At 73.4% G+C, this 13,147-nt stretch carries 11 protein-coding genes; 6 read left to right on the top strand and 5 right to left on the bottom strand.

Features of this window, described 5'->3' with window-relative positions:
* Nucleotides 1–63: 63 nt before the first annotated feature.
* Nucleotides 64–669, bottom strand: a complete 606-nt coding sequence (locus ACIO5D_RS18515; protein WP_363609995.1) for a hypothetical protein — start codon at nucleotides 667–669, stop codon at nucleotides 64–66.
* A 47-nt stretch (nucleotides 670–716) separates the two neighbouring features.
* On the opposite strand from ACIO5D_RS18515, the gene npdG reads away from it, so the two are divergent.
* Complete coding sequence (gene npdG, locus ACIO5D_RS18520; RefSeq protein ID WP_363609993.1) at nucleotides 717–1,409, top strand: NADPH-dependent F420 reductase; 693 nt, start codon at nucleotides 717–719, stop codon at nucleotides 1,407–1,409.
* Nucleotides 1,410–1,503: 94 nt separating this feature from the next.
* On the top strand, nucleotides 1,504–1,689 hold the full coding sequence (locus ACIO5D_RS18525) for a hypothetical protein (RefSeq protein ID WP_363609991.1): 186 nt from the start codon (nucleotides 1,504–1,506) through the stop codon (nucleotides 1,687–1,689).
* A gap of 45 nt (nucleotides 1,690–1,734) precedes the next feature.
* On the opposite strand, the gene ACIO5D_RS18530 is transcribed toward ACIO5D_RS18525, so the two are convergent.
* Nucleotides 1,735–2,550, bottom strand: coding sequence for a site-2 protease family protein (locus ACIO5D_RS18530; RefSeq protein ID WP_363609989.1), 816 nt, complete (start codon nucleotides 2,548–2,550; stop codon nucleotides 1,735–1,737).
* A 166-nt stretch (nucleotides 2,551–2,716) separates the two neighbouring features.
* Between ACIO5D_RS18530 and ACIO5D_RS18535 the strand changes: the two genes are divergently transcribed.
* Complete coding sequence (locus ACIO5D_RS18535) at nucleotides 2,717–6,076, top strand: AfsR/SARP family transcriptional regulator (protein ID WP_400796364.1); 3,360 nt, start codon at nucleotides 2,717–2,719, stop codon at nucleotides 6,074–6,076.
* A 110-nt stretch (nucleotides 6,077–6,186) separates the two neighbouring features.
* Here the strand turns inward: ACIO5D_RS18535 and ACIO5D_RS18540 are convergent, their stop codons facing one another.
* The 3 genes from ACIO5D_RS18540 to panB form a co-directional block, all read right to left on the bottom strand.
* Nucleotides 6,187–6,999 carry an ABC transporter permease gene (locus tag ACIO5D_RS18540; RefSeq protein WP_363609985.1) on the bottom strand — a complete coding sequence of 271 codons (813 nt, stop codon included), beginning with the start codon at nucleotides 6,997–6,999 and terminating at the stop codon, nucleotides 6,187–6,189.
* The gene (locus ACIO5D_RS18545; protein ID WP_400796367.1) at nucleotides 6,996–8,015 is read right to left on the bottom strand and encodes an ATP-binding cassette domain-containing protein; all 1,020 of its coding nucleotides are present in this window, start codon (nucleotides 8,013–8,015) and stop codon (nucleotides 6,996–6,998) included. Before ACIO5D_RS18545 ends, ACIO5D_RS18540 begins: the two co-directional genes overlap by 4 nt.
* A gap of 178 nt (nucleotides 8,016–8,193) precedes the next feature.
* On the bottom strand, nucleotides 8,194–9,063 hold the full coding sequence (panB, locus tag ACIO5D_RS18550) for a 3-methyl-2-oxobutanoate hydroxymethyltransferase (protein WP_363609981.1): 870 nt from the start codon (nucleotides 9,061–9,063) through the stop codon (nucleotides 8,194–8,196).
* Between the two features lie 259 nt (nucleotides 9,064–9,322).
* On the opposite strand from panB, the gene ACIO5D_RS18555 reads away from it, so the two are divergent.
* From ACIO5D_RS18555 to ACIO5D_RS18565, 3 genes are all read left to right on the top strand, one after another.
* On the top strand, nucleotides 9,323–10,948 hold the full coding sequence (locus ACIO5D_RS18555) for an MFS transporter (RefSeq protein ID WP_363609979.1): 1,626 nt from the start codon (nucleotides 9,323–9,325) through the stop codon (nucleotides 10,946–10,948).
* Between the two features lie 172 nt (nucleotides 10,949–11,120).
* Nucleotides 11,121–11,753, top strand: coding sequence for a TetR/AcrR family transcriptional regulator (locus tag ACIO5D_RS18560; protein WP_363609977.1), 633 nt, complete (start codon nucleotides 11,121–11,123; stop codon nucleotides 11,751–11,753).
* A 196-nt stretch (nucleotides 11,754–11,949) separates the two neighbouring features.
* Nucleotides 11,950–13,056, top strand: coding sequence for an endonuclease/exonuclease/phosphatase family protein (locus ACIO5D_RS18565; RefSeq protein WP_400796370.1), 1,107 nt, complete (start codon nucleotides 11,950–11,952; stop codon nucleotides 13,054–13,056).
* The last annotated feature ends 91 nt before the right edge of the window (nucleotides 13,057–13,147 follow it).

Raw genomic sequence — 13,147 nt, forward strand, 5'->3', positions numbered from 1 at the left:
GCGGTCGTCGGCGGGCCGGTGCGGTGCCGGTGCCGGGGGCCGTCGGCGGGCCGGGCCCGCGGTTCACCAGCGGCTGATCGCGGGCCCGGCGGTGAGCCGCCCGGCGAGGTCGGCCAGCCGGCCGAGGGCGGAGCGGCGGGCCGCCGGCCGCCCGGCGGCGGCGCTGACCAGGTGCTGGGCGAGGTCGAACGGCTCCTCCTCGGCCGTTCCGACCGCCAGCCGCTCGTGCGCGAGGCCCGCCAGCTCACCGGCGGCGGCGGGACCGGCGCCCTCCAGCGCGAGCACCGTCGCGCCCTGGCGGCGGGCGTCCTGCACCCGCTCCAGCAGCGGTTCGCCGGCCGTCGCCGGGGCCACCACCAGCACCGTGGCGCCGCGCCCGGCCCCGGTGAGCCGCCCCAGGTCCTGCGCCAGATGGGCCGGGGCCCGGGCCGGCACCCGGTGGCGCAGCAGGGTCGGCGCCAGCCGGGGGACGTCCGACCAGGCGGCCTCGTCCCGCAGATGGGCGGCCAGGTGCCAGGGCTCGTACGCCTCGGTGCCGACCAGCAGAAGTTCGCCCGCACCGCGCCGGGAGACCGCGTGCCGCAGCGAGCCGGCGAAGCCGCCGACCGCCTCCAGCCAGCCCGTTCCCGCCAGGCGCTCCCCGAGTGCCGAAACTCTCACCGCGTCCATGCGGCCCAGAATGCCGCGCGGGACCGGGTGTTTGACAGGATCGGCCCATGACTTCCCTCGATTCAGCGACAAACCCGGCCCATGAGCTGCCGGATGTCTCGCAGCTGGTGGTCGGTGTCCTCGGCGGCACCGGCGACCAGGGGCGGGGGCTGGCCCACCGGCTCGCCAAGGCCGGCCAGCAGGTGATCATCGGCTCCCGGCACGCGGCCCGCGCGGAGGCCTCGGCCGCCGAACTCGGCCTCGGCGTCCGCGGCGCCGACAACGCGGCCACCGCGCGCGACAGCGACATCGTGATCGTCGCGGTGCCGTGGGACGGTCACGCCGCCACCCTCTCCGCCCTGCGCGAGGAGCTGGCCGGCAAGATCGTGGTGGACTGCGTCAACCCGCTCGGCTTCGACAAGCAGGGCGCGTACGCGCTGGTGCCGGAGGAGGGCAGCGCCGCCCAGCAGGCCGCCGCCCTGCTGCCGGACTCCCGGGTCACCGCCGCCTTCCACCACCTCTCGGCGGTGCTGCTCCAGGACGAGTCGGTGGAGCGGATCGACACCGATGTGATGGTGCTCGGCGACGAGCGCGCCGCCACCGACGTCGTACAGGCGCTGGCCGGCCGGATCCCGGGGATGCGCGGCATCTTCGCGGGCCGGCTGCGCAACGCCCACCAGGTGGAGTCGCTGGTGGCGAACCTGATCTCGGTCAACCGCCGTTACAAGGCGCACGCGGGCCTGCGGATCACCGACGTGTGACACCCCCGGCGCCGGCCTCACCCCTGGACCGCGTCCGGAGGTGAGGTCGGCGACAATGGGGACCGACCGTTTCCGGCCCTAGGAGCCCTTCGCCATGCCCCGCACGTCCCGCTACGCCCTGATCGTCGTCGTTCTCGCGGTCGCCGCCGCCGTGGTCTCCCTGGTGCAGGGCTTCTGGCTGGGCCTGATCTGGATCCCGCTGGCGGGCGTGGCCAGCAACGTCCTGTGGCTGAACCTGCGCCGGGCGAAGCTGGCGAAGGCCGCGGCCGAGCGCGCCTGAGGCCCCGCGCCCAGGCCCCGGCGCGCTGGTTCCTACCGAAACGCGCTAGTTCTTCCAGAAGGTGAACAGCTCCCGGCCGAACACCGCGTACGCCCGGTCGACGCCGAACACGTCCATCAGACCGTAGACGGCGTCGAAGAAGAAACGGTTCACCTCCGGCTGCCACAGCAGGGCGAACACGGCCAGCATCCCGTACGGCGCGAACGGCTCGACCGCGCGCCTGGTCCCGTAGGAGAGCCAGGGCTCGATGATCCCGTAGCCGTCGAGACCGGGCACCGGCAGCAGGTTCAGCAGGGCCGCGCTCAGCTGCAGCATGCCGAGGAAGCCCAGCGCCAGGGCGAGCGGCGAGACGGCCAGCTCCTGGCCGTGCCAGACGGCGTGCACCTTCGGGTCGTCCAGCCAGCCCGCGCCGACCGGGACCAGCAGCAGGGCCGCGCAGACCACGTTGACCAGCGGGCCGGCCGCCGAGATCAGGCTGTGCTTGAGCCGCCCGCTGATCCGGTGCCGCTCGATCCAGACCGAACCACCGGGCAGGCCGATGCCGCCGAGGATCACGAAGACGATCGGCAGGACGAAGCTGAGCAGCACGTTCGCGTACTTGAGCGGGTTGAGCGTCAGATAGCCCTTGGCGCCGACGGTGAGGTCGCCGCCGTGCATCGCGGTGCGCGCGTGCGCGTACTCGTGCAGGCAGAGCGAGACCATCCAGCCCGCCACCACGAACAGGAAGACGCCGAACGAGGCGTTCCCGTAACCCGCGTAGACGGCCCAGCCGGACGTGCCCAGGATCGCGAGGAGCGCCCAGAACACCGGACTGATCCGGCGCTCCTCGCTGCGTGAGCGCTGCGTTGCGGCGAAGGTCATGGTGTGGGTGCTCCGGGAGTGTCGGGGGTGCGGGCAGAGGACCGATCATGCCGGGCGGGCCCGTCGCCGGACAAGCCGTCCCAGGTGAACGTACGGCAGCCCGGTCCCGGTTCCGGACGGGGACAAATGTGCGTGCGCACCGGCGGGCATCGACCAGAATGGGCGGGTGCACTACGGCATCCTCGGAACCACCACGGCCCACCATGACGACGGCACGCCCGTCCCGCTCGGCGGAGCCCGGCTGCGGGCGCTGCTCACCGCGCTGGCCCTGCGGCAGGGGCGGCCGGTCCCGGCCGACCTGCTGGTGGACGAGGTGTGGGACGCCGAACCGCCGCAGGACTCCTCCGCCGCGCTGCAGACCCTGGTCGGCCGGCTGCGGCGGACCATCGGCCGCGCCGAGGTCGGCTCCGGCCCGGCCGGCTACTGGCTCACCGACCCGCGGACCGACCTGGCCGAGTTCCAGCGGCTCTCCACCGAGGGCCGCCGGGCCCTGGAGAACGGCGACCACCCGCTGGCCGCCGAGCGGCTGCGGGCCGCCCTGGCGCTCTGGCGCGGCCCCGCCCTGGCCGACCTGCCCGACCGCGGCGGCCCCGCCACCCGGCTGGAGGCGCAGCGCGACGAGGCCTGCCGGCACCGCATCACCGCCGACCTCGGCCTCGGCCGGGCCGCCGACCTCACCGCGGAGCTGGCCGAGCTGTGCGAGCGGCAGCCGCTGGACGAGTCGCTGCAGTACCTGATGGTCCGGGCGCTGCACGAGAGCGGCCGCACCGCCGAGGCGCTGCGCCACTACGAACGGACCAGGCGCGCCCTGGCGGACGAGCTCGGTGCCGACCCGGGCCGCCGGCTCCAGCTGCTCCACGCCGAGCTGCTGGCCCCGGCGGACCGGCCCGAGCAGCCCGCGGCCCCCGTGCGGCCCGGGCCGCCGCCGGAGGCGCCCCCGGCCCGCAGCGCGGGCAATCTGCGCGGCCGGCTCACCAGCTTCGTCGGCCGGGAGAGCGATCTCGCCGCCCTGCGCGCCACCCTGACGGGCAGTCGGCTGGTCACCCTGACCGGTCCCGGCGGCTCCGGCAAGACCAGGCTCTCGGTCGAGGCCGGCCGCGCCGAACAGGCCGCCGGGTCCTGGCCGGACGGCGTCTGGCTGGCCGAGCTCGCCCCGCTGGAGAGCCCGGCCGCCGTCCCGGCCGCGGTGGTCTCCGCGCTCGGCCTGCGCGAGACCCTCCTGCACACCGGCGGCATGGTCGCCGAGGTGATCGAGCCCCGTACCGACGACCCGGTCCGCCGGCTGGTCGAGCACTGCGGCCGCCGCCGGATGCTGCTCGTCCTGGACAACTGCGAGCACCTGGTCCAGGCCGCCGCCGACCTGGCCGACCGGCTGCTCGCCGAGTGCCCCGGCCTGACCGTGCTCGCCACCAGCCGCGAGCCGCTCGGTGTCCCCGGTGAGACCGTCCTGCCGGTCGAGCCGCTGCCCGACCCGGTGGCCCTGCGCCTGCTCGCCGAGCGCGCCGCCGCCGCCCGCCCGGGCTTCGACCCGCGGCGCGAACCGGAGGCCTGCGCCGAGATCTGCCACCGGCTGGACGGCCTGCCGCTGGCCATCGAACTGGCCGCCGCCCGGCTGCGGGTGATGACGGCCCGCCAGATCGCCGACCGCCTGGACGGCCGGTTCGCCCTGCTCACCGCCGGCAGCCGCACCCTGCTGCCGCGCCAGCAGACCCTGCGCGCGGTGGTCGACTGGAGCTGGGACCTGCTCGGCAAGCGCGAACGGGCGGTCCTGCGCCGGCTGTCGGTGTTCGCCGGCGGCTGGACGCTGGAGGACGCCGAGGCGATCTGCGCCGACGACGCCGACGTCCCCCGCGAGGAGGTCGCCGACCTGCTGCTCTCGCTGGTCGACAAGTCCCTGCTGGTCGCCGACCTCGGCGGGGGCGGACCGCCGCGCTACCGGATGCTGGAGACCATCCACGAGTACGCCGTCGAGCGGCTGGCCGGGGCGGCCGAGCGGGACGAGACCGAACGCCGCCACGTCGCGCACTTCCGCGCGCTGGTGTGCGCCGCCGAGGAGCGCATCCACGGGCCGGAGCAGCTGGACTGGCTGGCGGTGCTGGAGCGCGAGCAGGACAACATCCGGGCCGCGCTGCGCCGCGCGGTGGACCGCGGCGACGAGCAGGAGGGCCTGGCCCTCGCGCTCGGCATGAGCTGGTACTGGTCGCTGCGCGGCTTCAGCCTGGAGGCCCGGGGCTGGTACGACGCGGTGGCGGCGCTCGGCCCGGACCCGTTCGCCCCGGACGCCCCGCCGCCGGTGCCGCTGGACCGGCACGTGCTGGCGTACGGCCTGCCGATGCCCGAGGGGGTCGCGGCGGAGACCCGCCGGATGGTCGCGATGTACCGGCTGGTCGGCCTGTTCGAGGGGAACCTGGAGGTCCTGGGGGACCAGGAGGCGATAGCCATCTCGCAGCGCATGATCGACGTGTACACCCCGGAGCTGCCGCAGGGGTACCGGTTCCCCGGGCTGATGCGGGTGTTCGGGGCCTTCCTGGTCGGCCGGCTGGATCTGATGAAGGAGCTCCTGGAGGACGCGGTGGAGGGCTGCCGGGTCCACGGCGGGCCCGGTGACCTGGCGTTCATCCTGCAGGTCCGGGCCAAGGTGATGAACGACTGGCCGGGCGGCCTCGAACAGAGCGTCCGGGACGGCGAGGAGTCGCTGGAGCTGTACCGCCGGAGCAGCGACCTCTGGGGGATGTCCCAGGCCTACGCGGCCCGGGGCGAGTCGATGGCCAACCAGGGCCGGTCGCGGGAGGCCGCCGACGCGTACCGGCGGGCGATCGAGCTGGCCGAGGAGCTGGGCGCCCCGCAGGAGGTGCCGATGCTGCGGGTGCATCTGGGCAGTGCGCTGCTGGAGGAGAGCCTCGACGAGGGCGAACGGGTCATCCGGGCGGCCCTCGCCTCCATCGACGGGCCCGGGCCCAACCAGGCCGCCAACGGCGCGCTCCTCTTCGGCCGTCTGATGCTCTGTGGGATCCATGCCCAGCGCGGCGAGTACGAGCAGGCGCTGGCCGAACTGGAGCTGCTGGACCAGGGCCGGGTCGGCGCGTTCGCCCCCGGCCTGGTCGGCGGGCTGCTGACGACCACCCGGGGCTGGATCCTGGCCCGGGCCGGCGATCCCGAGCAGGGGCTCGAACTGCTCCGGCGAGGGCGGTCGTTGCTGAGCTCGATGCACACCGCCAGCGGCTTCGGCGAGCACATGACGGTCATGGTGGCGCCCGCGGCCGTCGGCGTGCTGCAGGCCTTCGCCGAGCGCGACGGCGATCCGGAACCGGCCCGCCGGGCCGCGGTACTGCTGGGTGCGCACGCCGGGCTGAACGGTCCGAAGGGCAGCTACCTGGACCGCCGGGAGCGGGAGCGCGCCGAGGAAGGGCTGCGCGCCCTGCTCGGGGACGAGGGTTACGAGGCGGCGCTCGCCGAGGGCCACGGCCTCACCCCGGTGCAGACCGCCGAGCTGCTGGACCGGCTGGTCGTCCCGCCCACGGGCTGACCGGCCGTCCGCTCCCGGCCGCCCCGGGAACGGGCCGGGAAAGGACCGGCCGGCCGGCCTCGGGGCCCGTCCCCCCGAAGCCGGCCGACCGGTGGATCGACGGCCCGCGGTCACGTCCGCTTGCGGAACCGGGCCACCGCGAGCGGTGCGAAGACCGCGGTGATGCCGGCCGACCAGACCAGCACGATCAGCACCGGATGGGCCACCGCGCCCTGGCCGTTGAGCAGGCCGCGGCAGGCGTCGGCGAGCGCGGAGAGCGGGTTGTACCGGGTGAAGGCCTGCAGCCAGCCCGGCATGGTGTCGACCGGGGCGAAGATCGAGCTGCCGAACTGCATCGGCATCAGGACCAGCATCGAGACGCCCTGGACGGCCTGGGCGCTGCGCAGCGCCATGCCCAGCAGCATCGAGATCCAGACGACCGACATCCCGAAGAGCAGCGACAGGCCGATCGCGGCCAGCAGCTCCAGCGGGCCGGTCTTCACCTCGAAGCCGATGCAGAGCGAGAAGACGATCATGATGGTGAAGGAGAGCAGGGCCCGGCAGGTCTCCGCCGCGATCTTGGAGAGCAGGACGGAGGCCCGGCCGATCGGCAGGGTGCGGAAGCGGTCCATCACCCCGGTCTGGAAGTCGCTGTTCAGCCCGGTGCCGACGGCCATCGCCAGGGTGATGCCGGTCTGCCCGAGCAGGCCCGGGATCATGTACTGCTTGTAGGCGTCCTGGTTGCCGGAGACGGCTCCGCCGAACACGTAGACGAACAGCACGGTGAAGATGATCGGCATCAGCACCGCGTCGAACATCGACTCCGGGTCGGCCTTGATCCGCATCAGGTTGCGGCGGGTCAGCGCGCCGATGTGCCGGAAGGTGCCGGCCAGACCGATCCGGCTGTCCTCCGCCCGGGCGGGGGCGAGTGTGGCGGTGCTCATGCGACGGGCTCCTTGACGAGGCGGGGGGCGGTGTCCGCGGCGGCCGCGGGCTTGCCGGTGATGGTGAGGAAGACCTCGTCGAGGCTGGGCACCTTGGTGTCGATGCCGGCGATGGCGAAGCCCCGGGTGCCGAGCACCCCGACCACGGCGGTGAGCTGCTTCTCCCCGGTGATCGGCACCGAGAGCAGGCCGGTGTCGGCGGAGAAGGTGGCGGTGACCCCGGTGTCGTGCAGGCAGCGGGCCATCTCGGGCAGCTCGGCCGGGTGGGCCGGGCGGACCTGGAGGGTCTGGCCGCCGACCCTGGCCTTGAGTTCGGCGACGCCGCCGGCGGCGATCACCCGGCCCTTGTCGATCACGGTCAGCTCGTCGGCGAGCTGCTCGGCCTCCTCCATGTACTGGGTGGTGAGCAGCACGGTGGTGCCCTCGGCGACCATCCGCTGCACCTCGTCCCAGACCTCGTTGCGGGTCCGCGGGTCCAGGCCGGTGGTGGGTTCGTCCAGGTAGAGCACCCGGGGGCTGCCGATCATGCTGGCGGCCAGGTCGAGGCGGCGGCGCATGCCGCCGGAGTAGGTCTTGGCGACGCGCTTGGCGGCGTCGGTGAGCGAGAAGCGCTCCAGCAGCTCGGTGGCGCGGGCCTTGGCGTCCCGGCGGGAGAGGTCCAGCAGCCGGCCGATCAGGTAGAGGTTCTCGTAGCCGGAGAGCAGTTCGTCGACGGAGGCGTACTGGCCGGTCAGCCCGATGGTGCGGCGCAGCTGCTTCGGCTGGCGCAGCACGTCGTAGCCGCCGACGACGGCGGTGCCGGCGTCCGGCTTGATCAGGGTCGACAGGACGCGGACCAGGGTCGTCTTGCCGGCCCCGTTCGGGCCGAGCACACCGAGCACGGTGCCTTCGCGGACGGTGAGGTCGACACCGTCGAGCGCCTTGGTGGCGCCGTAGTGCTTGACGATGCCGTGGACCTCGACGGCGTTGCCTGCGGCGGGCCCCCGGTCGTTCGGGGCGGTGGCGATGCGTGTCATGCCTTCAGGCTGTCCGGTCCCGCTGTCAGCGGTCTGTCGCCGCCCGGTCGGACCGGTCGGCCCGCTGTCGGTTCGCTGTCGGCTCGCTGTCACGGCGCCGTCGGCGGGTGCCGGGAGACGACAGGAGCCCCGCTCCACGGGGAGCGGGGCTCTGCTGTCGGCGGCGTCCGCCGGCCGGTCAGTGGAAGGTGTGCTCCGGCGCCGGGAAGGTGCCGGCCGTCACCTCGGCGGCGAACTCGCGGGCGGCGTCGCCGAGTACGGCCCGCAGGTTGGCGTACTGCTTGACGAACTTGGGCACCCGGCCCGCCGTCATGCCGGCCATGTCGGTCCAGACCAGGACCTGGGCGTCGGTGTCCACGCCCGCGCCGATCCCGACGGTCGGGATCGCCAGCTGCTCGGTGACCTGGGCGGCCAGTTCGGCGGGCACGGCCTCCAGCACGACGGAGAAGGCGCCGGACTGCTGGACGGCCTTGGCGTCGCGCAGCAGCTGGTGGGCCGCCTCGTCGCCGCGGCCCTGGACGGGGTAGCCGCCGAAGGCGTGCACGGACTGCGGGGTGAGACCGATGTGCGCCATCACCGGGATGCCGGCCTCGACCAGCAGCTCGATCGAGCGGGCGCTGCGCTCGCCGCCCTCCAGCTTGACGGCGCCGACCCCGGCCTCCTTCATCAGCCGGGCCGCGTTGTGCATGGCCTGGGCCGGGGACTCCTGGTACGAGCCGAACGGCAGATCGGCGACGATCATGGCGCGCTTGGTGCCGCGGACGACGGCGGCGGCGAGCATCACCATCTGATCCATGGTCACCGGCACGGTGGTCTCGTAGCCGAGGTGGCAGTTGCCGGCCGAGTCGCCGACCAGCAGGACGGGGATCCCGGCCTCGTCGAAGACGCCGGCCGTCAGGGCGTCGTAGGCGGTGAGCATCGACCACCGCTCGCCGCGCTGCTTGGCCGCGGCGAGATCGCGGACGGTGACGCGGCGGTTGGTGACCCCGCCGTAGAGGGTGGTGGTCGACGCCTGGTTCTGGGCAGGCGAAGGCGAAGAAGCGTTCATCGAACGGGCTCCTGAAGGTTTGTCGTCTCGTGGCGCCGTGCGGCGTCCCCGGATCACCTCCATGCTTGCACGCCTCGGCGCGGGCGCAAAGAGGCGTGCGCGCCGTTCGGTGCGATCTGCCGCACACCGGTCTTTGCCCGGTCTTTACGAAACGGAGTCGTCTCGTATCGAAAGTCGCGCTACTCTGGTCCGGGGGTTACGAGACGTATGCGACTCGGAAATGCCCGCCAGTGTCACGCCACCACGGACGGGAACACCAATGACCACCGCAGCCGCGCCACCCCGCGTGCCGGAAGCAATCCACCGTCGGCGCTGGGCCATCCTGGGCACCCTGGTGCTCGCCCTGCTCGTCGTCGTGCTCGACAACTCGATCCTCAACGTCGCGATGAAGACCATCGCGTCCCCGGCGCCCACCGGTCTCGGCGCCAGCCAGAGCGACCTGGAATGGTCGATCAACTCGTACACCCTGGTCTTCGCCGGGCTGCTGTTCACCTCGGGCCTGCTCGGCGACCGCTTCGGCCGCAAGCGCGCGCTGCTGGCCGGCATGGTGGTCTTCGGCGTCGCCTCGCTGCTGTCCGCGCTGGCCGCCTCGCCGGGTGAACTCATCGGCTACCGCGCCCTGATGGGCGTCGGCGGCGCGCTGGCGATGCCCGCCACGCTCGCCATCATCATGAACGTCTTCGACCGTTCCGAGCAGCCCAAGGCGATCGGCATCTGGGCCGGCGCGGTCGGCCTGGCCATCGCGATCGGCCCGATCACCGGCGGCCTGCTGATCGAGCACTTCTGGTGGGGCTCGGTCTTCCTGATCAACGTCCCGATCGTGATCGTCGCCCTGGTCGCGATGGTGCTGCTGGTCCCCGAGTCCAAGGACCCGAAGCCGGGCCGGCTCGACCCGGTCGGGGTGCTGCTCTCGATCATCGGCCTGGTCTCGCTGATCTACGGCATCATCAAGGGCGGCGAGCTGGCCGACTTCACCGCCGTCGGCGCCTGGGTGCCGATGCTGGTCGGCGTGGTGGCCCTGGCCGCCTTCGTCTGGTTCGAGAAGCACACCGCGCACCCCGCGCTGGACGTCACCTGGTTCCGCAACAAGGTGTTCAGCGCCTCCGTGGTCGTGGTCGGTGTGGTCTTCTTCGCGCTGATGGGCGTCTCCTTCTTCGGCGTCTTCTACATACAGAGCGTGCGCGGCTACAGCGCGCTCCAGGCCGGTCTGCTGATGCTGCCGCTGGCCGCCGCGCAGCTGCTGTTCGCCCCCCGGGCCCGGCTGGTGGTCGACCGCATCGGCATCCGCGCCACCTGCGCCGGCGGCATGGTGCTGATCGCCCTCGGCTTCCTCGGCTACCTGCTGCTGGATGTCACCACGCCGATCTGGGTCCTGATCGTGCTCGGCCTGCTGATGGGTTCGGGCATGGCGCACGTCATGCCGCCGGTCACCGTCGCGATCATGGCCTCGCTGCCGCGCGAGAAGGCCGGCGCCGGCTCGGCGATCAACAACACCTTCCGCCAGGTCGGCGGCTCGCTCGGGGTCGCCGTGCTCGGCGCGGTGCTCTCCACCGTCTACCGCGACGGCATGGCCGACAAGCTGGACCACCTGCCGACCGAGGCCCTGCGGGAGAAGGCCGGCGAGTCCCTGGAGGCCACCCGGGCCATCGCCGGGAAGCTCGGGCCGCAGGGCGCCGAGCTGATCGGTCCGGCCAACGACTCCTTCATCAACGCCATGCACGTGGTGGCCGGAATATCCGCCGGCGTCACCGCCGTCGGCGCCCTGCTGGCCTGGTTCCTGCTCCCTGGCCGGATCACCGGCGGCCCCGGCGGGGCCCCGGCCGCCGCCGAGCAGACGGCGGGCGGCTCCGGGCCGGCCCGGGAGACGGAGGCGGCGGGCGCCTGACCTGCGGTCGCTGGGCGAGAATGGGGCCCTGTCACTCCGGGTACGTCTGGGGCGGCAGGGCCACCGTCGGTGCCACGCGGCTACCGCCGGGCCCCGTCCACGGACGACAATCGGAAACGGAACGGCTCCGCGCGTCCGCGAACGCCCGGAACACGCAGAGAGAAGAGCGGGGATGAAGACGGACACCACGGCCGAGACGCCCTGTGCCGCCCCGCGCCGGGGCCGCCCGCGCAGTGAGGCGGCCGAGCAGGCGATCTTCACCGCGGTCGAGGAGCTGATGGCGGGCGGCACCACGCTGTCCGAGCTGACCATCGAGGGCATCGCCACCGCCGCCGGAGTCGGCAAGGCCACCATCTACCGGCGCTGGCCCAACAAGGAGGCCCTGCTGGTCGACATGGTCAGCCGGCTGGAGGCCCCGGTGCCCGATTCGACCGGCGACTCCGTCCGGGACGACCTGATCGCGATGATCGAGTACATGCGGATCCGCGGTCTGGCCAAGCGCTCCCGCTGGGTGCTCAAGGCCGCCCTCGGCCAGATGCACAGCTGGCCCGAGCTGCACGCCGCCTACCGCGCCCGGGTGATCACGCCGCGCCGGCAGATGGCGCAGAAGGTGATCCGGCGCGGCATCGCCGAGGGGGCGCTCCGCTCCGACCTCGACGAGGAACTGCTCGGCGACCTGCTGCTGGGCCCGATCCTCGCCCGCAGCGTGCTCTGGGACGACTCCGACCTGGACGATCCAGGGCTGGCCGCCCGGATGATCGACGCCCTGCTCAGCGGGCTCGCCCCGCAGCCCGGGAGCCGTTAGGGCTCGTCCGCGGCCGTCGGGCGTGGCATGACTCACCAAACGGACCGCGCCGGAACCCGTCCGGCGGGCCCCGCGTCTGTCCCGACATAGGCTGAGCCGGGAATCCGATCAAACCGGCACCAGTCCGGCAGTCGTCCGCTCCTCGCGCGGATCCGGCGTCGGACCGGCAGACGGCACGAACGACGGGAGCCACGGAATGGCGCAGGCGGACAGGGCGGACCGGCCTACGGCACCGGTGGCGGAGAACGGCGGGAGCGGCCCGGCCATCGCCGGGGGCCCCGGCATCAACGGGGTCGGCATCAACGGGTTCGGTGGCACCGGTGGCGGCACCGGCGGCTTCCTCGGGCTCCGGCACTGGGGCCGGGACGGCCGGGGGAGCACCACCTGGCGGCGCGGCCTGGTCATCGCCCTCCTCGCCGGGCTCGCCGCCGCCCTGCTGGCCTTCCACTCCGAGGTGCCCAACAGCGTCGGCAACCTCGGCAGTCTGCTGGAGACCTTCCTGCCCTGGCTGGGCCTGGCCGTCCCGGTGCTGCTGGTGCCCGCTCTGCTGCGGCGCTCCGCCACCGCCCTGCTCGCGCTGCTGCTGCCCGCGCTGATCTGGTTCAACCTGTTCGGCGGGCTGCTCAGCGACCGGAGCGGCGGCACCGGCGACTGGACGGTGGTCAGCCACAACGTGGCCGCCGCCAACACCGACCCGCAGGGCACCGTGAAGCTGCTCAACGACTCGGGCGCCCAGATCGTCGCCCTCCAGGAGCTCGCCGGAAAGCCGCTGCGCACCTACGAGAGCGGGCTGGCCGGCACCTACCCGTACCACGTGGTGGAGGGCACGGTCGGCCTCTGGTCGAAGTACCCGATCGGCGACGTGTCCGTGGTGGACATCAGGATGGGCTGGACCAGGGCCTTCCGCGCCCAGGTCACCACCCCGCAGGGCCCGGTCGCGGTGTACGTCGCGCACCTGCCGTCGGTCCGGCTCAAGGCCGAGGGCGGCTTCACCGTCGACCAGCGGGACGTCAGCGCGCAGGCGCTCGGCGACGCGATCCAGGCCGAGCCGCTGAAGAAGGTGCTGCTGCTCGGCGACCTCAACGGCACCATGAACGACCGCAGCCTGGCGCCGGTCACCTCGCAGATGCGCTCGGCCCAGGGCGCCGCCGGGGACGGCTTCGGCTTCAGCTGGCCGGCCGGCTTCCCGATGGCCAGGATCGACCAGATCATGAGCAAGGGCGGCCTGCGGCCCACCGACTCCCGCACCCTGGGCCGGGACGGCAGCGACCACCTCGCGGTGGCCGCCACCTACCGGTACTAGGGCCTGTGTGATGTCGTGATCAATATTGCGGTTCCGTGCCCACCCGAAGGCGGAATCCGGTAGGACGCTGTGTGTGACGCGTAGGCAACTC

This window comes from Kitasatospora sp. NPDC087315, assembly GCF_044744345.1.
Taxonomy (GTDB): domain Bacteria; phylum Actinomycetota; class Actinomycetes; order Streptomycetales; family Streptomycetaceae; genus Kitasatospora.